This is a genomic window from Candidatus Zixiibacteriota bacterium (genome assembly GCA_016933955.1).
Taxonomy (GTDB): Bacteria; Zixibacteria; MSB-5A5; order GN15; family PGXB01; genus JAFGTT01.
In genome coordinates this window covers 1-26038 of record JAFGTT010000016.1, presented here as the reverse complement: position 1 = coordinate 26038, position 26038 = coordinate 1, and the positions used below count along the sequence as shown (strand labels likewise).

At 46.0% G+C, this 26038-nt stretch carries 27 protein-coding genes; 11 read left to right on the top strand and 16 right to left on the bottom strand.

Annotated elements, in window-relative coordinates:
* The first annotated feature begins 29 nt into the window (after positions 1-29).
* Complete coding sequence (locus JXQ28_05895) at positions 30-1043, top strand: hypothetical protein (GenBank protein ID MBN2277260.1); 1014 nt, start codon at positions 30-32, stop codon at positions 1041-1043.
* Positions 1044-1267: 224 nt separating this feature from the next.
* On the opposite strand, the gene JXQ28_05890 is transcribed toward JXQ28_05895, so the two are convergent.
* The 11 genes from JXQ28_05890 to JXQ28_05840 form a co-directional block, all read right to left on the bottom strand.
* The gene (locus JXQ28_05890; GenBank protein ID MBN2277259.1) at positions 1268-1693 is read right to left on the bottom strand and encodes a hypothetical protein; all 426 of its coding nucleotides are present in this window, start codon (positions 1691-1693) and stop codon (positions 1268-1270) included.
* A gap of 86 nt (positions 1694-1779) precedes the next feature.
* Positions 1780-2799 carry a hypothetical protein gene (locus tag JXQ28_05885; GenBank protein ID MBN2277258.1) on the bottom strand — a complete coding sequence of 340 codons (1020 nt, stop codon included), beginning with the start codon at positions 2797-2799 and terminating at the stop codon, positions 1780-1782.
* Positions 2800-3098: 299 nt separating this feature from the next.
* A complete protein-coding gene (locus tag JXQ28_05880; protein ID MBN2277257.1) occupies positions 3099-3455 on the bottom strand; it encodes a hypothetical protein in 357 nt (118 codons plus the stop codon).
* 728 nt (positions 3456-4183) lie between these two features.
* Positions 4184-4510 (bottom strand): cupin domain-containing protein, encoded by a 327-nt coding sequence (locus tag JXQ28_05875; protein MBN2277256.1) that lies wholly within the window; start codon positions 4508-4510, stop codon positions 4184-4186.
* A 12-nt stretch (positions 4511-4522) separates the two neighbouring features.
* On the bottom strand, positions 4523-5461 hold the full coding sequence (locus tag JXQ28_05870) for a radical SAM protein (GenBank protein ID MBN2277255.1): 939 nt from the start codon (positions 5459-5461) through the stop codon (positions 4523-4525).
* A gap of 49 nt (positions 5462-5510) precedes the next feature.
* Positions 5511-6536 carry an arsenic efflux protein gene (locus JXQ28_05865; protein ID MBN2277254.1) on the bottom strand — a complete coding sequence of 342 codons (1026 nt, stop codon included), beginning with the start codon at positions 6534-6536 and terminating at the stop codon, positions 5511-5513.
* Between the two features lie 21 nt (positions 6537-6557).
* Positions 6558-7019 carry an SAM-dependent methyltransferase gene (locus JXQ28_05860; protein ID MBN2277253.1) on the bottom strand — a complete coding sequence of 154 codons (462 nt, stop codon included), beginning with the start codon at positions 7017-7019 and terminating at the stop codon, positions 6558-6560.
* The gene (locus tag JXQ28_05855) at positions 7016-7645 is read right to left on the bottom strand and encodes a methyltransferase domain-containing protein (GenBank protein ID MBN2277252.1); all 630 of its coding nucleotides are present in this window, start codon (positions 7643-7645) and stop codon (positions 7016-7018) included. Before JXQ28_05855 ends, JXQ28_05860 begins: the two co-directional genes overlap by 4 nt.
* Before the next feature lie 364 nt (positions 7646-8009).
* Positions 8010-8201, bottom strand: a complete 192-nt coding sequence (locus JXQ28_05850) for a hypothetical protein (GenBank protein ID MBN2277251.1) — start codon at positions 8199-8201, stop codon at positions 8010-8012.
* 71 nt (positions 8202-8272) lie between these two features.
* Entirely contained in the window at positions 8273-8626 is a 354-nt protein-coding gene (locus JXQ28_05845) for a DUF2173 family protein (GenBank protein MBN2277250.1), read from the bottom strand.
* Between the two features lie 231 nt (positions 8627-8857).
* Positions 8858-10210 (bottom strand): sigma 54-interacting transcriptional regulator, encoded by a 1353-nt coding sequence (locus tag JXQ28_05840; GenBank protein ID MBN2277249.1) that lies wholly within the window; start codon positions 10208-10210, stop codon positions 8858-8860.
* 258 nt (positions 10211-10468) lie between these two features.
* Between JXQ28_05840 and JXQ28_05835 the strand changes: the two genes are divergently transcribed.
* The 10 genes from JXQ28_05835 (at position 10469) to JXQ28_05790 (ending at position 19209) form a co-directional block, all read left to right on the top strand.
* A complete protein-coding gene (locus JXQ28_05835; protein MBN2277248.1) occupies positions 10469-10810 on the top strand; it encodes a winged helix-turn-helix transcriptional regulator in 342 nt (113 codons plus the stop codon).
* 80 nt (positions 10811-10890) lie between these two features.
* Positions 10891-11145 (top strand): sulfurtransferase TusA family protein, encoded by a 255-nt coding sequence (locus JXQ28_05830; GenBank protein MBN2277247.1) that lies wholly within the window; start codon positions 10891-10893, stop codon positions 11143-11145.
* The gene (locus tag JXQ28_05825) at positions 11145-11579 is read left to right on the top strand and encodes a hydrogenase iron-sulfur subunit (protein ID MBN2277246.1); all 435 of its coding nucleotides are present in this window, start codon (positions 11145-11147) and stop codon (positions 11577-11579) included. The genes JXQ28_05830 and JXQ28_05825 overlap by 1 nt, the downstream gene beginning before the upstream one ends.
* A 79-nt stretch (positions 11580-11658) precedes the next feature.
* The gene (locus JXQ28_05820) at positions 11659-14442 is read left to right on the top strand and encodes an FAD-dependent oxidoreductase (GenBank protein ID MBN2277245.1); all 2784 of its coding nucleotides are present in this window, start codon (positions 11659-11661) and stop codon (positions 14440-14442) included.
* Complete coding sequence (locus JXQ28_05815; GenBank protein MBN2277244.1) at positions 14439-16163, top strand: CoB--CoM heterodisulfide reductase iron-sulfur subunit A family protein; 1725 nt, start codon at positions 14439-14441, stop codon at positions 16161-16163. The genes JXQ28_05820 and JXQ28_05815 overlap by 4 nt, the downstream gene beginning before the upstream one ends.
* Positions 16163-16402: a MarR family transcriptional regulator gene (locus tag JXQ28_05810; protein ID MBN2277243.1), complete on the top strand. Its 240-nt coding sequence runs from the start codon at positions 16163-16165 to the stop codon at positions 16400-16402. Before JXQ28_05815 ends, JXQ28_05810 begins: the two co-directional genes overlap by 1 nt.
* A 9-nt stretch (positions 16403-16411) precedes the next feature.
* A complete protein-coding gene (locus JXQ28_05805; GenBank protein MBN2277242.1) occupies positions 16412-16723 on the top strand; it encodes a 4Fe-4S dicluster domain-containing protein in 312 nt (103 codons plus the stop codon).
* 3 nt (positions 16724-16726) lie between these two features.
* Positions 16727-17719, top strand: a complete 993-nt coding sequence (locus JXQ28_05800; protein MBN2277241.1) for a (Fe-S)-binding protein — start codon at positions 16727-16729, stop codon at positions 17717-17719.
* Positions 17720-17797: 78 nt separating this feature from the next.
* On the top strand, positions 17798-18172 hold the full coding sequence (locus JXQ28_05795) for a DsrE family protein (GenBank protein MBN2277240.1): 375 nt from the start codon (positions 17798-17800) through the stop codon (positions 18170-18172).
* 215 nt (positions 18173-18387) lie between these two features.
* Entirely contained in the window at positions 18388-19209 is an 822-nt protein-coding gene (locus tag JXQ28_05790) for a cytidylate kinase-like family protein (protein MBN2277239.1), read from the top strand.
* A gap of 80 nt (positions 19210-19289) precedes the next feature.
* Here the strand turns inward: JXQ28_05790 and JXQ28_05785 are convergent, their stop codons facing one another.
* From JXQ28_05785 to JXQ28_05765, 5 genes are all read right to left on the bottom strand, one after another.
* A complete protein-coding gene (locus JXQ28_05785; protein MBN2277238.1) occupies positions 19290-19955 on the bottom strand; it encodes a class I SAM-dependent methyltransferase in 666 nt (221 codons plus the stop codon).
* A 703-nt stretch (positions 19956-20658) separates the two neighbouring features.
* Positions 20659-21297 carry a nucleotidyltransferase domain-containing protein gene (locus JXQ28_05780; GenBank protein ID MBN2277237.1) on the bottom strand — a complete coding sequence of 213 codons (639 nt, stop codon included), beginning with the start codon at positions 21295-21297 and terminating at the stop codon, positions 20659-20661.
* A 463-nt stretch (positions 21298-21760) separates the two neighbouring features.
* Positions 21761-24199 carry a DEAD/DEAH box helicase gene (locus JXQ28_05775; GenBank protein MBN2277236.1) on the bottom strand — a complete coding sequence of 813 codons (2439 nt, stop codon included), beginning with the start codon at positions 24197-24199 and terminating at the stop codon, positions 21761-21763.
* A 16-nt stretch (positions 24200-24215) separates the two neighbouring features.
* Positions 24216-25130, bottom strand: a complete 915-nt coding sequence (locus JXQ28_05770) for a nucleotidyl transferase AbiEii/AbiGii toxin family protein (protein MBN2277235.1) — start codon at positions 25128-25130, stop codon at positions 24216-24218.
* Positions 25127-25729, bottom strand: a complete 603-nt coding sequence (locus JXQ28_05765; GenBank protein MBN2277234.1) for a transcriptional regulator — start codon at positions 25727-25729, stop codon at positions 25127-25129. The genes JXQ28_05770 and JXQ28_05765 overlap by 4 nt, the downstream gene beginning before the upstream one ends.
* Positions 25730-26038: the final 309 nt, after the last annotated feature.

The following is a 26038-nucleotide window of genomic DNA, read 5'->3' as shown; positions in this document are numbered from 1 at the left end:
CAACCTGATGAACAAAGGGATGACGTGTAATGGCTAAGGCTCACGGTGCCTTTGGGGAAATGGCAAAGACTCGAATCCCGGTTGATACGTCAAAATCCCGGTTGGTCGTATCCATCGTATATGCTGTGTTAATAGGCTTTTTATTACTTGAAAAATTCCTCGCCGAATATTACTTTCATAAGGTCGATCACTTCAGTTGGCCGACTTACAAAATGATGCTGCCACTGGCCCTTATTCTTCCTTCCGCAATAGCCATAGTCTTTTTCAGTTTTATTTATGGCGTTGGATCTATATCCAAACCGCCAAAGGAGGAGGTTAAGGTAGAAATTGTCTATACGCTTGTGACGCTTTATCTTGCGTACGTCGTGGGAATCTTCCAAGAACTACCGTTTGCTTCGTTTTTGGAGCATACTTTGGTCTTTCTCTTTTTGGTTCTTTGTCTTCATTTGCTATACAGATACACTATCAGACGTATTCATGATAAATATGCCGGTTTACTTTCAGACTGGGTGGTGGCATGTTTTCTGCTGGCGCTTGCCTGCTTCGGATTTTACAGAGCCGTCCATACATATGTCGGGCCAAGTCCCGTGTTGCCGTCGCTATGGCAATTAAATGCGTTCCTGGAGTACTGGAAAGACATTATTTTATATACGTTACTTGGTTGTGCTCTTTTACAGGGAATGTATAGGCTGATGCTTTTCATTGAGGGGGATACTGCGCATAATTATCCACGTGGAACACGCGTGACGATCGTTGGTTGCTACTTCACCGTGGTAGTAATATCCATCGTTTTATTCTTCGGTGTGGGTGATCTGCTGTACCTCGGGAGTGCTAGGTATGGTCAGTTCAATACATATCAACAAGAAGTTGTGAGAACACACATATATTTGCGAGATTTCACCCTATTATTTTTCATTGTATTAAATTCTGCCTGGGTAATGTACCGGCTGATGATTGTATATCCACGAATTCACCCACCCAAGAAGCGCCGAATCGCCTTACCTAAACCACAATCCCACGATCAGGGTAAGGAGAATGCATAAATAATTTTGGGAGGCGTATGGTATATACAGGGGACCTATATTATTTGCCATTTTAATTAAAGTCTATCATCCTGCCAAGCGGAATGCTGAGTGCACAGGACATATATTCACAGTTATAACATACTCGTCGTCATTAATGAAAGGACTTTATTCCCCATAATATGAATTTTTATATTCCTTGGCCGAAATTTTTGCAGGCTCTATACCCTTCTATTTACCTTTTATTATATGTCCTTGTACCAAGCTCTTCCTATGTCCTTATCATAAGGTGAATCTATAACCCCGACTATCACTCTTTTGACGGGTGTCGGCGTAAAGAAGGTTTTCCAAACATATTTTTCACGGTACTCATTAGCTCGTTCTATGGTCCCCTGAAATCGGTTATCAAACCATACATATAATTCTGATGCCCATAAGTTATTTTTCAGACTGATATTCCACCCTTGTGGCAGTTTTTCCACCTTTATGTCGATATCTCGTATGATACCTTCGTATTTTGCGGGTGGAGCGACAGAGAGATTCCTGTCATCGTATTTATCGTTGCTATTTGAATTATTCTTCTTTGTATCACAGGAAAGCAGCAACAAGGTAAAGAATACCAATAGTACCGGAAACTCTGAATATCCTTTGATAATAGATGCGTGAGGCATAATGACCTGACTCCTTTCTTGGCCTTTTTTCATTACGGGTAGTTACAATCAAGTATTTCCGGATGCCCGAGTATATAAACATCGAGTCAATTGCTGTCTTTCTCAGCAGGGAATTTCGGATACGGTAATACTTTAATACCCGACTCCCGCAATTGTTTTAGGACAGCGCCAGAGGTTGCGGCTCGAAAGTACCCAGCCGGTAACAGCGGCACCAGATTTTTCAAGACTTTGCGGGCTGTGTCGTAATTCTCTATATTACGAAGATCCAGAATAACATTGAAATCGGCCGACATATCGTGCGCTTGAAGTGAATCAAACCATTGTTGTAGTTTTGGCTGTGATAACGAGTCAACCCGTTTAAATTCCATTTCGCCCCGGTATCGGCACCAGATTTCATTGTCAAGGATGAAAACCTGCCGGTCTTGCATCAGCAATGGTTCCTGCTCCATAGCATGCATTTGTCCGGTATCGGACATCCGCCAATCGGGGTTTTGAGGTTCAGGAAGCGCCTGAGTGTTTTGTGCTTCGCCGTCGGCGTTATACTTGGTGATCTTTGTGGCAACAAAATTACCGGTGGAGTCGTAATAGCCGATAGTGACCCGCCTTTTCGGGTGTGATTCGATCGACTTTCCGCCTATGGGATCGGAACCTTCAACAGGTGTGGGAGATAGCCGCGGATTTCCGGGGAAACTCACCACGGAATCGCCAACCGTTACCCAATAGGTCTTGGCCGTCTGGCCCCGTCCGCCTCCCCGTATTTCAAACACAAGACCGCTGGTGTCGTTGGGAGGGATAACGACCTTCAGAATGAAATCAGTCGGTTTCCCCGAGTCAGCGGGGGCTTTCATCGAAGCCGGTCCGGTATAGGTCAGGTGATCGGTTTCGACCACCTCAAGTGTAATTTCATCGCAGGGGATCTCAGGGGTTATTGTCACGTGTAGAGTTATCGGAGTGCCGACCTGTCCAGAAGAAACAGGGTCAGCCGATAGAGTGAAGGGAGGCAAAATCAGAGACATCTCGGCGCATGGCGAGTAGGAAGCAAGGCCGAGGATGATAATCCAGGATGTCACCGCAACATGCAAAAGGAATCCGGCTATATGCCGCATTGGCGAATTGAGGATAATATTATTGTACAATGTAATAATTCTTCAATGATAATTTTATTCCGTAGTCACCGTAACAATAACCGGTACAATTAAAATAAATCGGTTCTGTCGATATGTCAATCTTAATTTTAAAGACAGGGGAGGATTGAAAAATGTGTCTTAATGATTTTTAAGTGACATAAGATTACGGGTCCCTGATTCCTCATAACTCCGCTTCTATTCAGTTTTATTTTCTATTTCAGATCACAAACAATTCAACACCAAGGCTACCTAGCGAAGCCGCCGCCTGTTCTGAAAATCTAGATGGGTAGTCTGCGCTCTTTATCGCTTTGAATTCTATATACCTGACCGGAACCATGGACAACCAGCCGGCCATTGTCCACCTCCAGCATTGTATCTTCGTCAATACCCAAGCCGGTCTTTATCATGCCGCTGTCCACCGCGCGGATAAGAGGGGTTATTGTGCCCCATTGGCCGCAATGTATATCTATCGAGAATGGAGCCAACCCCAATCCATCGCGGATTTCAAGATTATTCGGATTTTCGGAGACTTCCTCATCAATAACAGGGACGCCAATACCGTTTATATTCAATAACCAGCCGCCGACCATCGCCTGCCGGGCGGCGATGGCCAATCCGGTCGAACCCCCCCCCATAGGGTAACTGCCGGTCGATTATAAAATCTTTAAGGCGGCTGTCCAAACAGAGCATTTACTGGTACAAAGAAATCAATCCGCCGCATATAAATATCCCGGTGGGATTAACCGATGCCAGCGATTCCATGATTATGGGGCGGTTTTCGGAGATGAAGATGGTGAAGAATTCATTGAAAGCGACCGACAGGTATTCGAACGGTTCCCGATACTTTTCGCCTGATTCCTCCCGGTCGGATTCATCCTCAAGGGCGATAATCTGAATAATTCTGCGGCCGGTATCGTTTGTTGATGCCTTTATAAAAGGGTCATAGGTTTGGCCAAAGGCTTCCTGGCGCCAGCCGGCACCGACAAGAAACAGCTTATTTTTAAATGCTTTCTATACATACCGGGAATTTCAGATCAATGGAAAAGGGCTTACGTAATAAAAATCAACCACTTACAACGTCGCGTGATAAAATCTTGACGGTCTTTTCGAATTCCTTAATTCCCTTCGACATCCCATTCTTCCCAAACGATTTACTGATTTCAATTGATCTTATCCTGTTCCTATATTCCCAATTTGCCCCATGCGGCTGTATTATAAATTGCGGCAGAATAGCGGCAGAATGATCATTTACATTCCGCTGAGTGTGGTTTAAAAGTGTCAGTGCAAAAATGTTTTCAGACAGACTATTGCCTTACGGCAGGTGTTATTTTCCCAATATTACCGGTTAATTGACAGCAATATATTAATATTTCAGATTGCACCAAGTAATCAAAATCGTTGCTCCAATTTTTGTGGAATAGGATCCATGCCTGACTTCTTTTGGAATTATGCAGAAAGTCCCGGCCGGATATATCCTGCCCTGACTCTCGTAGTCACCTTCAAGTATATAGTGCAATTCTGTGTTTAGATGAGAATGGGCCTCCATACTCCATCCCGGCGGTATTTTCAGGAGAATTGCCCGGGGTGCCACGCTGTCACCCTCATTAAGCACTTTTTCTTCGGCGCCCATCCCGTAACCTTCGGCTGGCCGCCAACGCAAGTCATTGGTTTTTATGCAAATCGGATTCATTTTTATACCTCCTTATTTTTTGATCATCTTTCCCATTCTAAAATATCCCGGAAGCAAGTATTCCTCGCCTTTGTAGGCGACAGTTATCAATTCCCCTTCTTCGAGCATTTTCTTCAATATACCCGATTTGACAAAGTGTTTTTCAATTTCCTCCGCCTGTTGCCGGCGCAAAGGATGACGCGAACCGATCTCCAAAACTGCCTGCCTGGCATCTGAGAATTCACTCAGTCCGAATTGTCCCGATTCCAACCCCGCCACCGCTACGGCTTGTCCGATTATTTCCTGCGCTTTTAGAATATCCTCAGGATCAGACGGCTGTACCCATGGTTCTGCCGGCGGACGAATCGGAGTGAGTATATATACCCTGTCCGGGTTTACCCTATCGATGGCGTTCTTGATGCTGTGTAATTCATTTTCGGTGTCATTGATCCCCTTGACCAGCATGACCTCGACCCAGAATTGCCCGGAATACGAGTGACGGAATTCAACCATACCTTGAAGCATAGTCGCGAAATCTATATCCCGATGAGGTCGGTTGACGGCTTTGAAAGTTTTTTCGCAACCGGCGTCCAATGTGGGAATCACAACATCGGCTTCATTTAAATCCTCTCTGACATCCTTGCGGAAAAGCAATGAACCATTTGTAATTACGGCGGTGGGAGTATGTAGCTTATCCTTGGTCTTCCGGATTAGCCAGCCCAGGTCTTTGCACAAAGTGGGTTCACCGTCACCGACAAAGGTTATGAAATCGGGCTTTGCTTTAGGGCTTTTAGTTACTATCTCCGCCAGGATATCTTCCTTTGGGAAAAAACTTTCTCTGGTCACCTGTAAACGGGTCGTCCTACCCAGCTGGCAATAGACGCAGGTGTAGGAACAGGTTTTGGGTGGAATCGGGCTGACTCCAAGAGACCGCCCGAGCCGTCGCGACGGAACCGGACCATATACATACATTACATTTACCTTTCTTTTCGCATATGAGCTTTTATACCATCATACGCCATTACAGCCAATTGCCGAAATAAAAAATTGTACCCACAACCAGACCCGCAATAAGATTAATCGCTTTGACCAGCAGAAATCCGCGGCGTGAATGGGCCAGCAGTGGCAGCATACCATGACCGTCCTGAACGATGGAACTGGCCAGAAGCACGGCAAAAGGGACTACGCCCTGGGCATATAAGGTAACAAATAACAGATGTGGACCGGATTCAGGTATAATTCCGAGGAAGCAGGCAAACAATAACACGATAAACGCATTGGCCTGAATGGACTTATCCATATGCAGTTGCTCGATAATGATATGGGAAGCCAGAAGGGCCCCCATGGTCCACATGAAAACGCCCGGAATATGCTTCCGGACAACATGATTCCAGAGGTGCTCCTGGAGGAAATGCTCGGGAACGGTGACTGTTATAAAAAGACCGGTCAGGCCGGTTATCAATAAGGTTATACGTTTCCAGTCCCACGCCTGCGGTCCAATTGAGCCGATGGCCAGACCCAGCACAAACAAAACCAGAGCCAAACTCAAAACGCCTCTGGCGATGGATAAGCGGCGCCATTGGTTAAGGATTTCACTTCGGGGGAAACAATTGCAATATTCCGGCTCATGGATTTCCAGTTGACAGCATTTCTCCAGACCGTTATCAAATCGCTTGGATACAATAAAATCGGTCAGGTACCCGACCACCAGGGCGATAACAATAAGTATGGCATTAAGCAGAAGAGCTTTTTCAGGAAACAAAACCAGCATGACGAAGGCTTCATCACCGCTGGTAGCTATCATAGTCGCCGCCAAAGCCCCCAAAGTTACCACCCGGTGGGAAAACATGGCTACCATGGCAAAGGCTCCCAGACAACCCGGCGTGGCTCCCAGCACCACCGCGATAAGATATTGCATCCACCTGTGGCCGCTCAAACCCTTTTGCCAGGATCCCCTGGTGACAACATTAATATACTCAATAACCAGCATCATCAATCCGACAAAACCGGTTATCATAAGGGTTTTTCCCAGAATGTCAATCAACATGCCTTGCTCTTCTTACCAATATTAATTCAGTTTACTTGTCAGTATGCATTTCCGGCAACCAACCCAGATTTGCCCCGTATTGCTGCGCCAGGGTCGGTACGAAAGGTTTGATATCCAATAAGGGTGTCTCGTCCACAATGTCAATGTTTGAAATATATAGGAAGTTATTTTCAGGGCTGTCAAGATGAACCACGGACAGCCCGATTGGATGGGGACGATCCGGCATCTTTTGGTAAACACACTATGTAAAGAATCACGGCGGGAAGGTTTTACCTTCAACGTAAAATCATTGGAGAGATGTAAGTGGTAAACAAGAATGATATGGGGGAATTTCTGTAAATTGGATAGCCCATCTTTATAATCAGGCTGTAAAACTATTATTCCCCCGATCTTTCCTGATAATCCGGGCTGAGGAGGTGTTTTTTCTTCATTCTTAAACGGCGAATGAATTATTCCAATAGGCCGGTATTGTATATTTTTCATTTTTGTCCTCTTATGACGACAAATGATCCCTGACCATACCCATCTTTGACCGGTTCAATGCCTTTGATTTCGCTTAAGGGATGAAAAATGGTTTGGACAAAATTAAAATCTTTGAAGCCGGCTTGCTCCAGGGCTGTTGCTACTTCATCAGCGGAGTAAAAAGTAGCCATCCTGTAAAACTTATTATTTTTTTTATACTTTTCATACAATTTGCCAAGCAGAGAATTTTTGTCAATCAAGCCGATCACGAAATGCCCGGTCGGTTTTAATATTCGGCGAGTCTCGCGAAAAGCGTCGGTGACATCATCCAGAAAGCAAATAGTCGTTACCATCAGAACCAGATCAAATTGCTTGTCGGCAAAAGGTAATTCTTCGGCAACACCTCCCACCACTTGAATCCCCCTTTGTTCCGCTATTTTGCGCATTGGCGCTGATGGTTCCAGCCCCAGCTTAATACCCAGTGGAGCGGCAAAGCGGCCTGTGCCCACACCAATTTCAATTCTTTTTTCGTTTTCGGGTAATTGTTTCCTTACCGCATGAAGTTCCGATATATAGGCGAAGTGATTTTTCTCGAACCAATCTTCGTATTCCGACCAAAACCGACTAAACGGCTCAATTCTTGCCATAATCAGGCATATACCTCCGGCTCCATATTATACGGTATGATCCAAGGTGAAACTCACCCGCTTTAACTCTTTCCGGCGGAGGTTTGGCAGGCGGCATTGTCTATTCTGGCCCTGAACCAACTCCTATCCGCCGCATAGTGACGCTTTTTGCATTTTTTACGGCTGCCACACCAGCAGAGATCATTGCGACCAAGATTAACGGCTGATTTTGGAGGACGATTAAAAAACTTGTTGAAAAATGCATGAGGTCGGTTCTTTCCATAGCCGCCCCGCTTTGGGCCATGCGGGGCAGCTATTCAAAAGGCAATTCCTTTAGTAACATCAAAAGTAATTTCACGTTTTACCTTTCGCGTTGCACTATTCATCAGTCATTCCGTGTAAAAGCCAGATCCTTGCATCGCCAGCAACCCTGCTGTTCGAAATCCTTATTAGGATCGACACCTTTGTCGCAAAGCCATAGGCAGCCGTCTTTGTCGCGGAAGACTTCCATGGGTCTTGCTCCGGGATGATACACACCCTGACCCATTACGGGCTTTTCATTATTCTTTTCAATCATTCCAATCACCTCCTTATTATTTTAATACATTTTTGAATGCTTCAAGAAATATTGTCATTCAGCCTTAATTATCAGTAGTTTAGTTGTCTCGGACCGGTGGCTTCCGATCCAGCCAAATCAACCATAAGCTGGTTGTAATCTCCGCGATTTGTTTTGACAAAAACGCGCGTATTGCCCACCACAACTACTGAGTATTTACTTCCCCAGACCGTCCATCCAACCAATGATCCATAATCGCGCGGCATTTTCTGATTAAGCGAATTAAGAAAATCGCGGCAGGTCTGATTTTGACGGACACAGAATTCAGCGCTTTCCATCAAATCCTCCGGTATTTCACCCACAATTCGGATGACCTTGCCGTCCTCAGAAAACTGCCCGGCAGCGACAACTCCATTTAGTCTCATCAGTCTATCAAGCCCAATCATTCTGGACCTCCTTTCGTTTTTCTCCTTCCATATTAGATACAATCATAAAGGATGCCAAAATTCCCATCCAAATCGGCAATTTGATATAACTAATATGCCCCCAATGTCTTATTACAATTGTGTTATTTCTAAAAGGGGCAAATATATAGATGGAGCAAGACAAATCGGGCATTATTGCACGAGGCAGGTTTTTTATTCGTGCAAATATGCAAGCTGATATTTAAGCGATATTCAGCCTTTTTCGTCAGGGATTTTAAGTCTAAGTCGCTTGATTTTTCTATATAGGGTAGAAGGATTTATGCCAATTTGTTTGGCGGTATCTTTACGTGACCAGTTATTTCGCTTTAAGGCGGCAATCAGAAATAAGGATTCCATTTCGTTCATGGAGGCGGCTATTTCAATGACCGGTATCGATCTTTTATCCTGCAAATGCATCGGCAAATGTTCAGGTTTGATTATGCCCTTGGCGCAAAGGACGAAGGCATGTTCAATTATATTTTCCAGCTCGCGGATATTCCCCGGGTAATTGTAGTTCATGAGTATCTCAAGCACAGGCGGGGAAACTCCCGGGATGTCTTTGTTGCGGAGGCGATTGAATTGCTCAATGAAGTGATCTATTAATAACGGAATATCTTCTCTTCTATCACGTAAAGGGGGCAGGTTGATTTTTACAACGTTTATTCGATAGAATAGATCGGTGCGAAATACGCCCTGCGAAACCAATTGATCCAGGGGGTTATTTGAAGCGGTGATAATTCTGACATTAGAAGGGATGGATTTGGCGGCGCCCAGCGGTTCAAACTCCTTTTCCTGGAGAACACGCAGTAACCTGACCTGCATGGCCTGCGAGATATTGCCTATTTCATCAAGGAATAAGGTGCCGTTTTCTGCGAGCGCAAAGCGCCCTTTTCTGTCCTTTTTGGCGTCGGTAAAAGCACCCGCGACATAGCCGAAAAGTTCAGACTCAAGAAGATTATCCGGAAGAGCCCCGCAGTTTAATCCTATAAAGGGACCTGCTTTTCTCGGGCTCAGGTTATGTAATGCCCTGGCCACAAGCTCCTTTCCGGTCCCGCTTTCGCCCTCAATCAGAACCGGACTGCCGCTCTCGGCAATGGTAGGGAGAATCTCAAAGAGTTCCTGCATTACCTTGTTGCGACTTATCATCCCTTCATGTGTGAATTTCCCTTCAAAATCGTTATGAAGCTTCCTGGCCAAATCAAGATCCCGAAATGTTTCGACCCCCCCAATGATTTTGCCTTTTTCATCTTTCAAAAGGGCTGTCGAAATACTAATGGGAACGCGCCGCCCATTTCTGCTGGTTATGCAGACCGGCTGATTGATAACCGGGTTTCCGGTAGCAAAAGTTTTTTTGAGGGGGCAGTTGGCGTCGCAGGCGTTGGTTTGAAAAATCTCCCGACATGGTTTTCCCAGCGCATCCTGGACTTTAAATCCCGTGATTCTTTGGGCGGCCTTATTTATGAATGTGATGTGCCAATCTAAATCGATAGTAATGACACCATCGGCGATACTATCGACAATCGTCAACAACTTTTCGCAGAGTGATTTTTGATCTTTCATTGGCATCTCCAATCATTATGCCTGACGTTAAATCATACACATCTATAGAGATAAAATCAACCAAAAATGATGCTAAAGACTCGGGATGTGAGTTGAGGACCAACCTGTCGTCACATGCATACCAACCATAGCCATTGGTATAACATGATGATATGATTCATGTTACGCTGTCTCATAAAAAATATTTCGACAAAATATTATTTTGGGCTTGACAAGTGCCGATTATATATATATGTATATACGTAGTAACGAATAAAGGAGTATATGAATACAGGAGATGCTGAAATATTCGAAATGCATGCCGAGTTTTGCCGGATGATTGCCAGCTCCAAAAGGCTGATGATTATCGAGTTGCTGGCCAGGAAAGAAATGAGCGTCAGCAAAATTGCCCAAGCGCTCGGTTTGCACCAGAGTAATATCAGCCAACATCTGAGAGTCCTTAAATCTCAACATATAGTCGAACCACGCAAGGAAGGACAGACGGTCTATTACCAGCTGACCAATATCAGGCTGGCCAAAGTCTGTTCTGATATAAGATCAATACTATTGGAAGGAATGGAACAGAGGGGAAAGAAGGCAAAGGGATTAATCAAAAGCAGGACCTGATATTTTTTTTATAATTTATATGCAATAATTCGCAGATACGCTTATACGCACAAGATAAACTATTAAAAAAGGATAAAAGGATGAATACCGAGGAGCTCAAAGCACTAGAAATTGACAAGGTTGTTGACGCGCGGGGGACAGCCTGTCCGGGACCACTGCTGGAAGCGAAGCGGGGAATGGCTGATGTATCAAGGGAAGGAATTTTGGAAGTGCTTTCATCTGACGAAGGGACTAACGACGATATTCCTCTTTGGTGTAAAAAAGTCGGACACGAATACCTTGGCAATATAGAAGAAGCCGGATATTGGCGTCTATTTGTGCGCCGGATGAAATAATGTCGGCGGGGAATTCAAATAGCAGCAGGGTTCCGAGGATTTTGGTATTTTCCACCAACAATATCTCTGATCCTGGAATCGATATGGCCGGCGGTTCCCATATGTCTTATTCACCCGCGGTGCTTGTGATACCGGTTCCCTGTTCCAGCGGTATCAAGCCATCCTGGGTGCTTCACGCAATTGACGCGGGTTTCGACGGCGTTTTCATAGCCGCCGACGGGACTGATTGCGCTTATTTGCAGGACTGCACGAAAAGGACAGGTGAAATCGTTCAAAAGGCACAATCGCTATTGGAAAAACACGGACACGACCCGCGACGGCTCAAGATGGCCGCAATTTGTTCGGTTTGTGCTGAATCATTCCAGTCGCATATGGATAAATTCGAAGCGGCATTGATGAAACTCAATTCAACGGAAGAGAAGGTTGCTCAATGACCTTTATCTTTGAATGTGCATATGATGTATTTCACGAATTGCCGTTTACTCCTGACCTTTCAGCAAAAGGTATGAAGACATGAACTACGATGCTTTGGTTATTGGGGGCGGCATTGCGGGGATGGAATCATCACTCACTCTGGGTGATATGGGGTACAAGGTACTACTGGTGGAAAAGGAGGCCAGCATCGGCGGCAAGATGGTTCTCCTCAGCAAGGTATTCCCGACTCTTGACTGTGCCAGCTGTATCTCTACACCCAAAATGGCCTCCACCGCTCATCATCCCAATATAACCGTCGCCACTTCCAGTGAGATTGCTAAAATAGTAAAACAGGATAAAGGCGGTTTTCTGGTTAAATTTAATAAAAAACCCACCTTTGTAAATTCGGCGGCCTGCACCGGATGCGGAGAATGCGAGCGAGCCTGTACAGTAGCCAGAATCGATCCCTTCAATTTCGGTTTGGTTGCCCATCGAGCGATACATATTCCCTTTCCCCAGGCGGTTCCCAAAAAGGCGGTCATGATACGCGAGGGAACGTCCCCATGTTCTTATGCCTGCCCAGCCGGGGTCAAAGCTCACGGTTACGTTTCGCTGGTTCGCAGCGGCAAGTATGAAGAGGCTTTTCATCTGCACATGGAAGATGCTCCTCTTCCCGGCAGTCTCAGCCGGGCCTGTTATGCTCCCTGCGAGGGCGAATGTACCAGGGGCAAACTGGAGGGAGCCGTTTCTATCCGCGCCATCAAGCGGTTCATGGTAGACTATTATTATCAAAGGCATCCCGAACCTGAATATATGGCACCGGATACAATTGCTGACAAAAAAGTGGCCGTGGTCGGCTCCGGTCCGGCCGGGCTTTCGGCCGCTTATCACCTGGCTCGTCGCGGGTATCGAGTTACGATTTTCGAATCGGCGCCCCTGCCCGGCGGTATGTTACGTTATGGGATTCCGGCTTACCGTTTGCCTAATAATGTGGTTGATCGAGATATTAGGAATGTCACTGCCCTGGGTGTTTCCCTTAAAACAAATGCGCCCATATCCTCGCTTGCTCCTCTCAGGGAACAGGGATTCGACGCGACCTTTCTGGCTTTGGGGACTATGGAAGGGATGAAGATGTCTATCGAGGGTGAAAATCTCGATGGCGTGACCGACTGCATGACATTTCTCAAGCAGGCGAATTCATCAAACGGAATAGACTTAAGTGGAAAGACGGTAATGGTAATCGGCGGGGGCAATGCGGCCATTGATCCTGCAAGAATGGCAATCCGGGCGGGTGCCGCCAAAGTCATTATTCAATATCGCCGCAGTCGGAATGAGATGCCGGCGCATGATTGGGAGGTTACCGCGGCTCTGGAAGAGGGGGTGGAGCTGCAGGTTCTCAAAACCCCAAAAAGATTTATCGGATCGAACGGCCGGCTCGAAGCGGTCGAAAGTCTGGCTATGAAACTCGGCGGGCCGGATGACAGCGGGCGGCGCCGGCCGATTCCGGTGGACGGATCCGAACAGAGTATCCCCGTTGACCTGGTCATACTTGCGATAGGTCTGAAACCGAGCACGTCGCCGTTTGCCGGTGAACTCGATCTCAATCGCAACGGTACCATTAAAGTTAATGAGGAAACGCTGCAAACATCCCAATCTTCGATCTTTGCCGGAGGTGATGCCGTTACCGGTCCGTCCATGATTGTCAGCGCCATCGGTCAGGGAAAACGGGCGGCATTTTATATTGATCGTTATCTGAAAGGCGAAACGCTTAACGGAATCACCTTCGATAATAGACTGCCGGCGGTAACGGCGGCTTCAGTTCTCTCGAGATTCCCCTCCGGCAACGGCGGTAATGGCTACGGACATGACAAAATCCTCCCTGTTGTTGGAATGGCAACACCGCGGCCTTCGATTTCGAAACGAATCCCTGTTGAAAAGCGAGAGCTGCCGGCAGGGGAACGAATTAAAAACATGTCCGAAGTGGAGCTTCCCATTACCGAAGAGGAGGCACGCTACAGCGCCGGCCGTTGCCTTGACTGCGGCATTTGCTCCGAATGTCAGCAATGCGTAAAAGCCTGTCCGGCTCATGCCATTGATTTCAACATGCGTGACGAAGAACGGACGGTTGAGGCGAAATCGGTCATCATATCGACCGGATTCAATCTATTCGATGCTCACTTAAAACCAACATACGGGTATGGTAAATACCCCAATGTTATTACAGCCATGCAAATGGACCGCATCCTGGCCCCTACCCGACCCTATAATCACGTCATCCGCCCTTCGGACGGCAAGGCGCCTGATAATATCGCTTACGTACTTTGCACCGGTTCCCGGGATAGTACCGTCGATAATCCTTTATGTTCCAGGGTCTGTTGTATGTATTCAATCAAGCAGGCGCAGTTAATCATGGGCGCTCTGCCGCTGGCCGACATAACCATCTATTATATCGATATCCGGACCTTCGGCAAAGGCTATGACGAATTTTATCAGCAGGCCAGGGGAATGGGTATTTCCTTTGTGAAAGGAAAAGTGGCCCTCATTAATGAAGTCGAAAACGGCAATCTTGACGTCCAGTATGAGAATATCGAAGGCGGCGGAGGCATCAAACATATGGAACACGATCTGGTTGTTCTGTCGACCGGGTTCTCACCAAATATTGACTACGTACATATGTTCAAGAATGGCAAACTTGTGTTGGACCCCTTTGCTTATGTTCAGGAAATCGATGAAGATATCAATTCTGGTAAAACCAGTATAAACGGTGTTTTCGTGGCCGGAGCGGCTTCTGCCCCTCGGGATATTCCCGACAGCATTCTTCATGCAGGCGCGGCGGTGGCTCAGACCGCCGCTTACATAGAGAGGATAAGGGCCGGACGATGACGGATAGAAGAATTGGCGTATACATATGTTACTGCGGCGGAAATATTTCCGACTATGTGGAAGTTGAAAAAGTCCGTGTGGCGATCAGCCGTGATCCCGGTGTGGTGGTGGCCAAAACGACCATGTTCGCTTGTTCCGATGCCGCGCAGGAGGAAATGATAGAGGACATAAAAACCAATAAACTTGATGGTTTGGTGGTAGCCTCATGTTCACCGAAATTGCACCTTTTCACATTCCGGGCCGTGGCGGAACGAGCCGGATTAAATCCCTATCAGTATGTACAGGTAAATCTCAGGGAACAGGATTCCTGGGCCCACCAGCATGATAAGGATCAGGCTACCGAAAAAGGTATCCGTCTGGTTCGGGCCGGAATAGCCAAATGCGCCCTGACAGAACCTCTTTCGACCATGAGAATCAAGACAGCGCCGAGAGTTCTTATTATCGGTGCCGGTGTGGCAGGATTGCGCGCCGCTCTTTCCCTGTCCGACATGGGATTATCTGTCTTTGTTATTGAGAAAGAAGCCGAAATTGGCGGCTGGGTCGGAAAATTCGGCAGTATGTTTCCAAACGATCGTAAGGGAATCGATCTTATCGGGACTCTCGCGGGGGAAGCGGGACAGCGAGATAATATCAAGATTTTTACTTCCTCCGAACTCATAGAAAAGGGCGGCAGTATTGGTGATTTTTCCGTGGTTATCCAGGTTGAAGGAAAGGAAAAAATATCGCTGAATGTCGGGACAGTCATTGTAGCAACCGGTTTTGATTCCTACCGGCTTACTGAGGGGGAGTTCGGCTATGGTCTTGATGGGGTCATTACTCTTCCGGATTTCAAAATGATGCTGGATAAGTCAAATGGCTCTCTGGCCTTTAATGGTCGTAAAATCAAAGACATAGCCTACATTTATTGTGTCGGCAGTCGTCAACCGCGGGAGATGGAAAATCCCAACCTCTATTGCTCGCGTTATTGTTGCACTGCGGCCGTGCATACATCCCTGGAGGTGGGCAAAAAAGACAAGTCAATTCACCAGTTCCATTTATACCGTGATATGAGAACATATGGCAAGTATGAACTTCTGTACAACAGCGCTCTAAACAATGGTTCCGTTTTTATCAAGTATGCCGATGATGACTTTCCGAAAGTTGAAAGAGCCGGCGACAAAGTACATATTAAGGTAAAGGATCTGCTTTCTCATGGCGAGGAGTTTGATATTGAAGTCGACCTGCTCATACTTGTAACAGGTATGATTCCAAGAAAAAACAATAAGCTGGCAGATGTCCTGAAGCTTCCGATTGGCATGGATGGTTTCTTCAATGAAATTCACCCCAAGCTCAGGCCGGTCGAAACGGTCATTGATGGGGTATTTATTGCCGGAGCTTCCCAGGGTCCCAAAACACTGGCGGAGAGTGTGACCTCCTCAATGGCGGCCGTTTCCAAAAGCGCCGCACTGCTGATGAAAGGATATGTTGATCTCGAACCTCTTATTGCCAAAATCGATCCTGAAAGGTGCGTTTGGTGTGATGAATGCACGAAAGCCTGTCCTTATGGCGCCATTGAGAAAGTATCCGCCGACGGCAAGGAAGTGGCGAGGATTATACCTTCTTTGTGTAAGGGAGGGGGCACATGTGTTCCGCTTTGTCCTCAGGACGCGATCGACGTTGAGGGATACACGGATGTCCAGATTACCGCCATGATTGACTCGCTCATTAAAGAGGTTAAATGATGATAAATCAAAATAATCGGGACCTCGCCGAGGTAATGAGAGATGAAATGATTATGAAAGAGCGTATTCTTTCCCGGTTGCGAGAGGAACCCGCGACTATCCCCGAAATTGCCACGGTGCTCGAACATCCCAGTGTTGATGTCATGCTATGGATTATGGCTATGTGGAGGTATGGTATTGTCGAAGAGGTCGGCAAACCCGACAATGAAGGCTTTTATAAATATCGACCGGTTAAATAAGGATATCTTATGACAAGAGTAGATTCAAAATTTATTGATGAAATAAAAACCTCGGAATCTTTTAACGCCTCGGCCTGCATGAATTGCGGTGTTTGTACCGCTGTTTGTCCGATGGGGCTGGATATTCTGCCCAGACAGCTCTTTCGCTACGTGATAATTGGCGTGGAAGATAGGGTTCTGGAAAATCAGGAGACAATTTTCTCCTGCCTCATGTGCAAAATGTGTGAGCAAAACTGCCCCGCAGGCGTCAATATTACGGAAAATGTAAGGACTCTTCGCACGTATATTAGCCGAAAAGTCTTTGGGCTATTGAGGAATTAAATCATGCCGCTACCAACGCAACATGTCCTGGGAATCCTGGTCGATAACCTGTTGAAGAGGAAAAGCGTACTTAAATTATCCCCTCGTACGACCACCAGGTGGGCCCAGGGATTAACTATACCCAGGGGTGGGGAAACGATCCTCTATACCGGTCATATGTATCAGCTCATCCCGGCTATCTCAGCTCTGGCCACCAAAATGGCCTTTTTCGAAAACTCATGGATTACAAAATTCTTTGGGCTGGGAAGGTTCGCGAATAAATTCATCAACCTTGCCTGGTTTATGGCCCGAACCGATTCCAGTGAAGTAAAGCAATACAACAATATCCTGCGCAGTATTGCGCAGTTACTTCAGGCGGCTGAAGTTGATTTTGGTTATCTCTATGAAGATGAAATGTACTCGGGCGCGCTTGTTCACGATGAAGGTGTTGATGATGCCTTCAAACAACACGCTCAGCGGGTATTTAAGGTTTTCAAGAAAAACGGCGTCAAGTCCGTAATTACCGTTGATCCCCACACGACAAACATGCTCCGGAGTGTTTACCCGAAATACGTTCAGGATTTCGACGTAGAAGTGAAGAGCTATCTTGAAGTGCTAGTTGACAGCAATATCGAATCGATGCAAACCCTTGATTTGAATGTGACTATTCATGATTCCTGTGTCTATGCTCGTTACGAGAACATCGTCAATGAGCCGCGCTGGTTGCTCAATAAAGCAGGAGCAGGAATCATCGAGCCGGAATATGCCGGGAAGCTGACGCATTGCTGCGGAGGTCCGATTGAGTCATTCTTCCCCGGCAAGGCTCAGGCGATCGCCGATAAGAGAATTGAGCAGTTATCCGCCGCAGGAGGTAATATCGTGGCTATGTGTCCTATCTGCCTCGTGAATCTTAAACATGCGGCCAAAGATAAAAATATTGAAGTTAAGGATATTTCCGAATACCTGGCGAAGGCCTACTGTGGTGAATTTCAACCTGCCGAGAGTGTACGAATGTAGGAAGTGACTAATATATTTCCGGAGAGTATTTTGTTGAACACCAAAAAAGAGCCCCAAACATCTATATAAGGTAAAACTATGAGCGAAGAGAAAAAAGAGAAACTTGTTATCTTTGGAACCCACGGACCTGAAGACCCTGAGAGGGCATGTTTACCGTTTGTCATTGGCAATGCGGCTCTGGTCATGGAGGTGCAGGTAACTATTATGCTCCAGGGGTCAGCCGTCTTCATCGCAAAAGAGGGCTGTTATGAACATGTTTTTGCGGCCGGATTACCGCCTCTTAAAGATCTGATACAATCCTTCATTGAACAGGGCGGGACGCTTCTTATCTGCACGCCATGCATTCAGGAGCGAAATATAACACCGGATATGCTGGTGAAAATCGCACAGCCGGTTAAAGCCGCCAGGGCGGTCATGGAAATACTTGAAGCGACCAATGTTATGTCATACTGATTCACGGGATAAGCAGTTAACACTTCTAATTATGTTGTACCTTTTGAGCTGTTCCGTAAACATAGCTCGTGCCAATCGAGAATAGTATGAAATTAATGCAGAGAAAAACAGAAACAGGTGCTCACTGCCCGGCAGCGGCGGGCTCATAGATTTCGGGCTCCCCGGTACGGATAAATGAGAAAAGTAATCAAATATTTAAGCGGAAGGTAATTGATATGTCTGTCATAGCGATATCAAGAGGTTCTCTCTTGGCTACCAGAAAGTTGGTAGAAGGCCTAAAGGCCCGGCTGCAATATAAAGTCATCAGCCGCGAGGAGGTAATTGATGCGGCCGGACGTTACGGAATAGAGGAAACTGGTTTGGGTGAAAAAGATATAATGGAAATGCATCCGCCGGGCTACTGGCACGAACGGTCTAATGAAAGAGCGCATTATCTCACTTGTTTCAAGACGGCTTTGTTGGACTTTGCCGTGGAAGGTTCTATCATCTATCACGGAAATCTGGCTCATATCCTTCTTAACGAAGTTCCTTTCGTTCTCAGGGTCCGGGTGAATGCACCCCTCGGGGATCGAGTTAAAATGCTGATGGAAGAGGAGGGGATTTCCAGGGAAAGAGCTTTCGAAAAGATAAAGGATATGGATAACAGGAGAAGACTCTGGACGCAGTTCCTTTATGATGCCGAAGTCATTGATCCTATTTTTTTCGACCTGGTTCTGAACCTGGAAAGAATACGTATCGACGATGCAATTGAAATGGTTGTTACCGAAATTGCCAAAGATCCCTTTCGGCCTACGGAGAAATCTTTAAAGATCTTGAAAGATCTGCACCTGGCATGCATAGTAAAAACTCATCTTATGAGATCCGCAAAGACTATGGGACTGGACCTGGATGTGGATGCCGATTCATCGACAGGGAAAATCATAGTAAGTGGCAGCTTACCTCCTGACGCCCACCAGACCAGAGAAGCTGATATCCAGTCTGTCCTTTCAGGTGTTGAATCTGTCAAGAATGTTGAAGTTAAGGTGAAGTTTGGTTGAGTTAAAGAACCTATAATATTTCTTAGGTGACCAAATTGTGACCGGTTCTTACCCGGTTCGGCCCATCGAATCTACGGATTTCAAACCTTCTTCGCTATATAGACGCCATAGCTGTAGTATTCGCCGTACTTCTCATAAAGAGCTATTTCGTGATGTTCCGCTTCTACGATGGCCTTTGCCTGCTCGCTCTGGCCATGTCGCTTCAGGAACGCATCGAGACGGTCCTGCATGGGCCGATAGTAATTCTCAAACCAGCAATGCGGCGGTAAGAAGAAATACGCCTCGGGAATATAACCATGACGCTCAAGGATGCCGATCTTTGCCGAGGCCACATCTATTTCGGGATACTCTTCGTCCCAGTGGGACTGAAGCTCTGACGGCCTCGAGGCGCTAAGCCACGTAATCTCCGAAACGACGAGTTTTCCTCCAGGCTTCAGGAATCGCCTCCAAGCCGCCACACCGGCCTCGAAGCCCATGTTATAGATAGCTCCCTCAGACCAGATTACGTCGAATTCCTCATCAGAAAAAGGCAATGCATCCATGGAGCAGTTCAATGTTGTGATCTGCTCTGCAACCCCATTATTTTCCGCCCTGATTTGAAGTTCGTCCAGAAACTCCTGCAGAAAATCCACTGCGGTTATTTTCGCATCCAGCTCTTTTGCCAGCAGAATCGTTGATATTCCCGTGCCGCAGCCAATATCTGCTATCTTCAAAAGGTGCGAGCGATTGAGACCGGCTAGTTCCATCGCTTGCTTTGTCTCAGCCTCTCCGCCAGGACCTTGTCGTTCCGCATGTTTATGCAGGTCTACCAGCAGTTGTAATTCTAAACTGTCCAATTCTTTGTCCTTGTTCTAGTTTCACAACTTTTTGTCGCTGTAAGCTATCGATCTCTCTGGCCTGTTTTAAGAAGAACGCATCGCAGTTGCGCCATGCTCCCCAGCTTTGAAGCGATACAAGTAGACGGCAGTGGCCGCCGATTGTTCGGATGCCGTGGCACCGTTCAATGAGACGGTATACCAGCCTGCCGGTTACTCCTGTATCAAATCTGGATGCTCTTGCCGCAGCCAGGCAAGCAACTCCTCTCGCAATTCTTCTGCTAAGCTTCTTGCTTCTACTACTTCCGATTCCGTAATGGTCCCGGCCGCATCGTAGCTGACTATGGCTCTCTTCCTGCTGATGACCTCCAACGATGCTATTACATCGGCCTATGGTTTGATTGTGAAACGCAGCGATTGGATGGTTCGATAGTGTTGGCCGGAGCCTCCGGGAATTCGATAACCGCTTGCTCTAAGAGCAATGGTCGCGCAACCAAGGCACGCGTTATAGGCTATGGCCAGCCTCCAGTCGAGGGTGATCTCCTCTTTGCCAGCCTCGGTAATGTCCCGGTCAACCTTGTCAAGCAGGTCTCGTATTTCCTGTCGGCTAGTCGTGTGCTGTTTCAACCAGCCGCTACTGAGCCAATCTTTCAAGGTCATCTTCGTTTCCCACCACGAATAACTTGTCGGATTTTAATACGTTCAAAAGAAAATGATTCTCGTCCTGGACCTTCTTCTGAAATTCACTTTCCGAGTACAGCGTCGGGTTGATCGGGCGCTGCATCTGTTCTTCTACCGGCTTCAAAATAGCCACCAACTCGCGAAACGGCAAAGCACCTATCACCATCAGGTCGATGTCACTGGAGCTGGTGTCCTTACCGCTGGCTACTGATCCGTAAATCCACGCGACCTCTATTTGATCTTGGGCTGCAGTGTGTAAGACGTCACGAATGACATCCGCAATGCCAAATGTCTTTTCGGCTATTGACTTGAGTTCATCGAAGACCGGGCTCTCGGGATTCGCGCGGTAGAACTTTTGCATCCCGATCTGCTCTACCGACAGGATCCCGGCCGCTGTCAGTGACTTTAACTCGCGGTGGAGGGAGCCGGGCGTGTCGCCAAGTAGCCTGACAGCTTCGCGGAAATAATACTGTTTTTCAGGATTGAGTAAGAATAGCGCGAGCGCTTTCCGGCGTATCTTGGGAAACAGAGCTTCCCCTATTCCGGAGCCTACCCCGATCGACGATTCGATTTTCGGTTTTCGCGCATACATACAATGATAACCGATTCTATTATTGACACAACTGATACTATTATCGGAACAAATGAACTCTTATTGAGATCAATTGTCAAGCAAAATCCGAATATGTTACTACATCGGGCATGTTTGAAAACTGTGCCCAAATCGTACCCATAACCGTCGTAAGTTATTGCATGATATTCAGCGATATAGCTGGAGGTGGGGGGAAACGAACCACAAAAACGTGATACAGGTCAACCACTTACAACGTCGCGTGACAATATCGTGACGGTGTTTCCTGCTCCCACCAGTCCGAGCCTATCATTGTTTCCGTGAATAAGTTCACCGATTATTCTATTCAGCCTCCAAATCTTGACATGTAATGGTTTTTGGCACATATACAAAAACACCTTCAATTCGCAATAATGTGTTTCAATAGCAATGCGGTAGAAATTATATATTGATTTCAGGTTTGAATCTACAATCGCTGATTACTCTAAGAACTGGTTGTTTCACTTCCGATTGAGTAGCCGATTGCTTTATATCCGGCCAGCCTTTTATTAAACATACGAAAAAGCATAGGAACCTGCCTATCAACAAAGTCATAAACCCGCACCTCACGCTTATTATCATGTAGCCGATGTAAGCGCCCTACATATTGCTGCAGAGTTCCACGCCAGGAAATCGGCATCACTAGGAATAAAGTGTCCAAGCGAGCGTCATCAAAACCCTCACCAATATGCCTGCCGGTAGCCAAAATGATTTGTTCTTCATTATCGGAAATCGACTTAAGTTGATCCAAGACAGCCTCCCGCTGTCTCTTTCCCATTCCACCCTTTAATACCATCAGATTTTTTATAGAATCCCCCAGCATTTCAGACAAAATCTTGAGGTGCTCAGTTCTTTCTGTCAGTACCAGAGGAGATCTGCCTTCAGCAATAGAAGCAAGAATTTCTTCTGCAATTTGATTGTTTCGCTCGCGATCATTGACAAGTGCCGAATACAATTCCTGAATTGTTGGCTCTATCATTGATTCTGGAATCTTAAAGCAGGTCTCTTTGAGAAGCACAACATGTTTGAATGGACGTTCAAGTGCCACAATTTTGCTGTCTATTTTCGCCCGGATTGGACCACATTGCATTATGATAATAGGATGATGCCCATCTCGTCTTGCCGGGGTAGCGGTCAGACCGAGAACATATTGCGCCTTAACCTGCTTGAGAACTTGTTCAAAACTAAAGGCCGATACATGGTGGCACTCATCAATTATGACATGCCCATAGTCAGCCACAAAATTCTGAACCTCGCCCTTTCGCTGAAGACTCTGAATAACAGCAATATCAATTATACCGGTCAACCTCTTTTTCCCACCCCCATACATCCCTATGTCTTTGAGTGGAATATCCAGAAAAAGACTAAGCCTTTCTCTCCATTGGTCCATCAGTATTCTCCGATGTACGAGAATCAATGTGTTCACTTTTCGCTGAGCGATCAGCCATGAGGCAATTACGGTCTTACCAAACCCGGTAGGAGCTACCAATACACCATCTTCATTTTCAAGCATCTTCGAAGCAGCGCCATATTGAATATCCTGTAATTTACCCTCAAATGATACATCAATCGTCTTTCCTTGAAATCGCTTATCTTCCAGCTTAGTCTCTATGTTTAAGGAATTAAGAAGGCTTCTGATTTCATCGAGGCAACCTCTTGGAAGACCAATGTGTTTTGGGAATTCCTCTGCACAGTAAATAATACGAGGTTTTCCAAATGTGGAAAGGCGCATAGACTGAGCACGATAAAATTCTGGATTCTGAAAAGCTGCAAGCCGCACTAATCGGCTAATTAACTGTGAAGATAACTTTTCTTTCTCAATAAAAAGCAAATTGCTGCAGACAATTGAAATGCTTTTAGGAAAGGGCCCCTTAAACTCCAGCTCAGGTACTTGCTTTGAAGGTGGGAGTGCCCAAGGATCATCTTGAGCGAGATCGTCATATTTTACGGCTCGAACACCAATTACCGAGTTTGATCTTTCGGCATTTTTGACAATGTATCTTGCCTCATCAGGATTCATTCTCTTGATGGATGCCAGAAATCTCCATTGGTCTGGATACGGCCTTAAATCGACATCAAGAAATACGGTATTCCCCTTCTCTCTTGGCATCTTCTGCAGCGGCAACGCTATCAAATTTCCAAAGCCCCCTTTCGGCATAGTATCCTGACTTGGAAAGAAGCGATCGTATGAGTCAAAGCCGATCTTATGTCTTTTTGATAGAGCATTTGTTAATACGACACTACCCAGTTTGCGGGCTAATATGGCTGGTATTGCTTCTGAGAAGAAAATCCAGATGTGACCACCTTGCCCGGAGCGCGACTGCTCCAGGGCCGCGGGGACATTCATCTCCCTGCAGGATTGCAGATAAGCGCCTACATCATCCTGCCAACACTCCTTGTCGAAATCTGCAGCCAACAAGTAACAGCTCTCTTCGGTCAGCAGTGGGTAGATTCCTATAGTCTTTTTGCCGGCGAGATGCTCTTCGATCACTGAATCCGTAATTGGCAGATAATCGCTGTTGGGGCATTTTGAACACGGCTTTCTGCAGAGCAATGGATCCCATTCATGGGCACAAGCTGGAGAATAGCCAGATTTGCCTGATTTATTTTCCCACCGGAAAGCAAATACATCTTCTCGTCCTCGAAACAGATCCCGAAAAAGCCGAACCTTATCGAATTCCAAATTCGGTTCGATTTCAGCTTCTTCATTGGATACAGGCCTTTCGCCATCAGTTTGTTCCTGTAATTTCATGGAAAAGACCGGTTTAATGGAAAAGGATTCAAGAATTTTCTTCAACCTGTTGTTTTCGATACGAAGGCGTTTGTTCTCCTCCTGCAGATCACGCAACTTACGTAACAATTCTTTTTCGGTTTCATTCTGCATGAGTATGCTAATCTCTTTATTTCCAATTACTGCCATTCCATTTGTACCTGAATGGACTACCAACCGCGGTGGCCTGTAGTGGTTCAAGTAAAAATTCTCGGAGCAATTTTATAAGTTGAGGGAAATCAACACCAATATCTTCAAGACTATTCCGATTTATGAATGCTTTCCATTGAGTATTCTTATCCGTGCTATTCGCAAATTCATCACTTAAAGCCAAAGGTATGTCCTCTGGAATCTGTGTGCCTCTTCGTTCAAACGTTGTCTTTATGGCTTTGACGAGTATATTACCATCGAACGAAAAAGTCTTGGAGAGAATATAAATGTCATAGAAATCTTTCATTCGACTGTTGGCCATCCCCAGGAAAACCATAGATTGTAGTTTCTCAGTAATCTGGGTCTCTTTATTATAAGCTTTGATTCGAGGAGCCGGAAAATCAAGCAATACTGGATAGTTAATTAATTTCGCCTTTGGGGTTACGGCATCACCAAAACCAACATCGATCTGTATTCTAATCCTGGCGCTACCTAGTTTCGCGTTTACCTTCACTCGCTGTCCGGGATATTCCTGATTGCCGCGAATTTCCTCTATCTCTACACTGTCAGCATCATATTCAAGTCCATCCTTCATAACCTCTACCAAGCATATCTCTCTGATTACTGCCTTAAGCGCTTCTGCTTCCGGATCGCCAAAACCAAGCAAATCCAGATCACGAGTTGGACGGTGCACTTCGCCTATCCAAATGACGGTTAGCATCGCACCTTTAAGAATAAATCTGTCTACATGTTTAGATTTTGATAGTCGATATAGGAATCTTTCAACCGCATAACGTGTCAGGATTAAGTTGAAATCCTCATTTCGTTCTCGGCTGAGATTTAAAAGACGCTGACGAACCGAAGCCTCAAGATTTTCAAAATTCCTTTTGCTCATACCAGAGACTCCAGATAAGGTTTCATGATATTAGCAACCCTGCAGATTTTAGCATATTTCCAGAGATCATCCATTGTGCATTTGCGAGCCCGATGACAATCGCGAAGAGCTTCAAGGGCAACATCCAGCCCAATTTTATTTCTGAATTTAAAACAATCGGCAACTGTTTTCGCCGGATTATAAACGCGGATCGTAACGCCTTCAATATTGTGTCGTTCGATTCCGGACGTAAGTACTTTACCGGAAAATCTTGCTATCCGTATAGGAATGCCAAGCTCTTTGGGGCTACGAGCCTTATTGTCAATGGCCATCCAGATTTCATACGGCGATTGGGTTGTCAGATCGTGAAATCTGAGTGCTGAGAGCAGGCATACTATTCCTGACGGTACCCGTTTACATGCCTCGGCAATACTCCTATTTTCAGACGGCTCTGTCTCAGGCAGGGTATAAAGGCCTCGTCCAATCCGATTTAGCACACCCTGATTATATAGCATATGGATATACTTGCGATGTATGTCATATTCATCCATATCTCTTGGTCTGACAATACCCAGCCGTTTGACAATTTTAATAATTTGATTTGTAATTTCCGTTTTCATAGTATAACCGCTATATCCTAATATGTCGGTAAAGACAAATAATTACCGACATATTATACCGCTAAAAATTAAACGGCACAAGCCTTTTTAAGCCGAACTAATAGAAAATAATTAAGCCAATCCCGTGACAAAATCGTGACATCTGAGGTTTTAAGTTATTCTAAGTTATTGAGGGTTATAGCCTGAATTTCTGGGAGGGATGGGGGAATTGTATCAAACAACCCTTCCTTTGCTCTCCTTATCTTGTTGTAATGTAATGAGTTATACAAATTGGAGGTGGGGGGAATCGAACCCCCGTCCGAAAAAGGC

Excerpts from the sequence above, each read along its gene's own strand:
- JXQ28_05830 (MBN2277247.1), top strand. The coding sequence starts at position 10,891 with ATGAATACCGAGGAGCTCAAAGCACTAGAAATTGACAAGGTTGTTGAC.
- JXQ28_05895 (MBN2277260.1), top strand. The coding sequence starts at position 30 with ATGGCTAAGGCTCACGGTGCCTTTGGGGAAATGGCAAAGACTCGAATC.
- JXQ28_05805 (MBN2277242.1), top strand. The coding sequence starts at position 16,412 with ATGACAAGAGTAGATTCAAAATTTATTGATGAAATAAAAACCTCGGAA.
- JXQ28_05845 (MBN2277250.1), bottom strand. The coding sequence starts at position 8,626 with ATGATTGGGCTTGATAGACTGATGAGACTAAATGGAGTTGTCGCTGCC.
- JXQ28_05860 (MBN2277253.1), bottom strand. The coding sequence starts at position 7,019 with ATGAAAAATATACAATACCGGCCTATTGGAATAATTCATTCGCCGTTT.
- JXQ28_05865 (MBN2277254.1), bottom strand. The coding sequence starts at position 6,536 with ATGTTGATTGACATTCTGGGAAAAACCCTTATGATAACCGGTTTTGTC.
- JXQ28_05825 (MBN2277246.1), top strand. The coding sequence starts at position 11,145 with ATGTCGGCGGGGAATTCAAATAGCAGCAGGGTTCCGAGGATTTTGGTA.
- JXQ28_05810 (MBN2277243.1), top strand. The coding sequence starts at position 16,163 with ATGATAAATCAAAATAATCGGGACCTCGCCGAGGTAATGAGAGATGAA.
- JXQ28_05780 (MBN2277237.1), bottom strand. The coding sequence starts at position 21,297 with ATGTATGCGCGAAAACCGAAAATCGAATCGTCGATCGGGGTAGGCTCC.
- JXQ28_05795 (MBN2277240.1), top strand. The coding sequence starts at position 17,798 with ATGAGCGAAGAGAAAAAAGAGAAACTTGTTATCTTTGGAACCCACGGA.
- JXQ28_05890 (MBN2277259.1), bottom strand. The coding sequence starts at position 1,693 with ATGCCTCACGCATCTATTATCAAAGGATATTCAGAGTTTCCGGTACTA.
- JXQ28_05875 (MBN2277256.1), bottom strand. The coding sequence starts at position 4,510 with ATGAATCCGATTTGCATAAAAACCAATGACTTGCGTTGGCGGCCAGCC.
- JXQ28_05855 (MBN2277252.1), bottom strand. The coding sequence starts at position 7,645 with ATGGCAAGAATTGAGCCGTTTAGTCGGTTTTGGTCGGAATACGAAGAT.
- JXQ28_05775 (MBN2277236.1), bottom strand. The coding sequence starts at position 24,199 with ATGCAGAATGAAACCGAAAAAGAATTGTTACGTAAGTTGCGTGATCTG.
- JXQ28_05885 (MBN2277258.1), bottom strand. The coding sequence starts at position 2,799 with ATGCGGCATATAGCCGGATTCCTTTTGCATGTTGCGGTGACATCCTGG.
- JXQ28_05840 (MBN2277249.1), bottom strand. The coding sequence starts at position 10,210 with ATGCCAATGAAAGATCAAAAATCACTCTGCGAAAAGTTGTTGACGATT.
- JXQ28_05870 (MBN2277255.1), bottom strand. The coding sequence starts at position 5,461 with ATGTATGTATATGGTCCGGTTCCGTCGCGACGGCTCGGGCGGTCTCTT.
- JXQ28_05790 (MBN2277239.1), top strand. The coding sequence starts at position 18,388 with ATGTCTGTCATAGCGATATCAAGAGGTTCTCTCTTGGCTACCAGAAAG.
- JXQ28_05815 (MBN2277244.1), top strand. The coding sequence starts at position 14,439 with ATGACGGATAGAAGAATTGGCGTATACATATGTTACTGCGGCGGAAAT.
- JXQ28_05820 (MBN2277245.1), top strand. The coding sequence starts at position 11,659 with ATGAACTACGATGCTTTGGTTATTGGGGGCGGCATTGCGGGGATGGAA.
- JXQ28_05850 (MBN2277251.1), bottom strand. The coding sequence starts at position 8,201 with ATGATTGAAAAGAATAATGAAAAGCCCGTAATGGGTCAGGGTGTGTAT.
- JXQ28_05785 (MBN2277238.1), bottom strand. The coding sequence starts at position 19,955 with ATGGAACTAGCCGGTCTCAATCGCTCGCACCTTTTGAAGATAGCAGAT.
- JXQ28_05800 (MBN2277241.1), top strand. The coding sequence starts at position 16,727 with ATGCCGCTACCAACGCAACATGTCCTGGGAATCCTGGTCGATAACCTG.
- JXQ28_05765 (MBN2277234.1), bottom strand. The coding sequence starts at position 25,729 with ATGAAAACGGAAATTACAAATCAAATTATTAAAATTGTCAAACGGCTG.
- JXQ28_05835 (MBN2277248.1), top strand. The coding sequence starts at position 10,469 with ATGAATACAGGAGATGCTGAAATATTCGAAATGCATGCCGAGTTTTGC.
- JXQ28_05770 (MBN2277235.1), bottom strand. The coding sequence starts at position 25,130 with ATGAGCAAAAGGAATTTTGAAAATCTTGAGGCTTCGGTTCGTCAGCGT.
- JXQ28_05880 (MBN2277257.1), bottom strand. The coding sequence starts at position 3,455 with ATGGGGGGGGGTTCGACCGGATTGGCCATCGCCGCCCGGCAGGCGATG.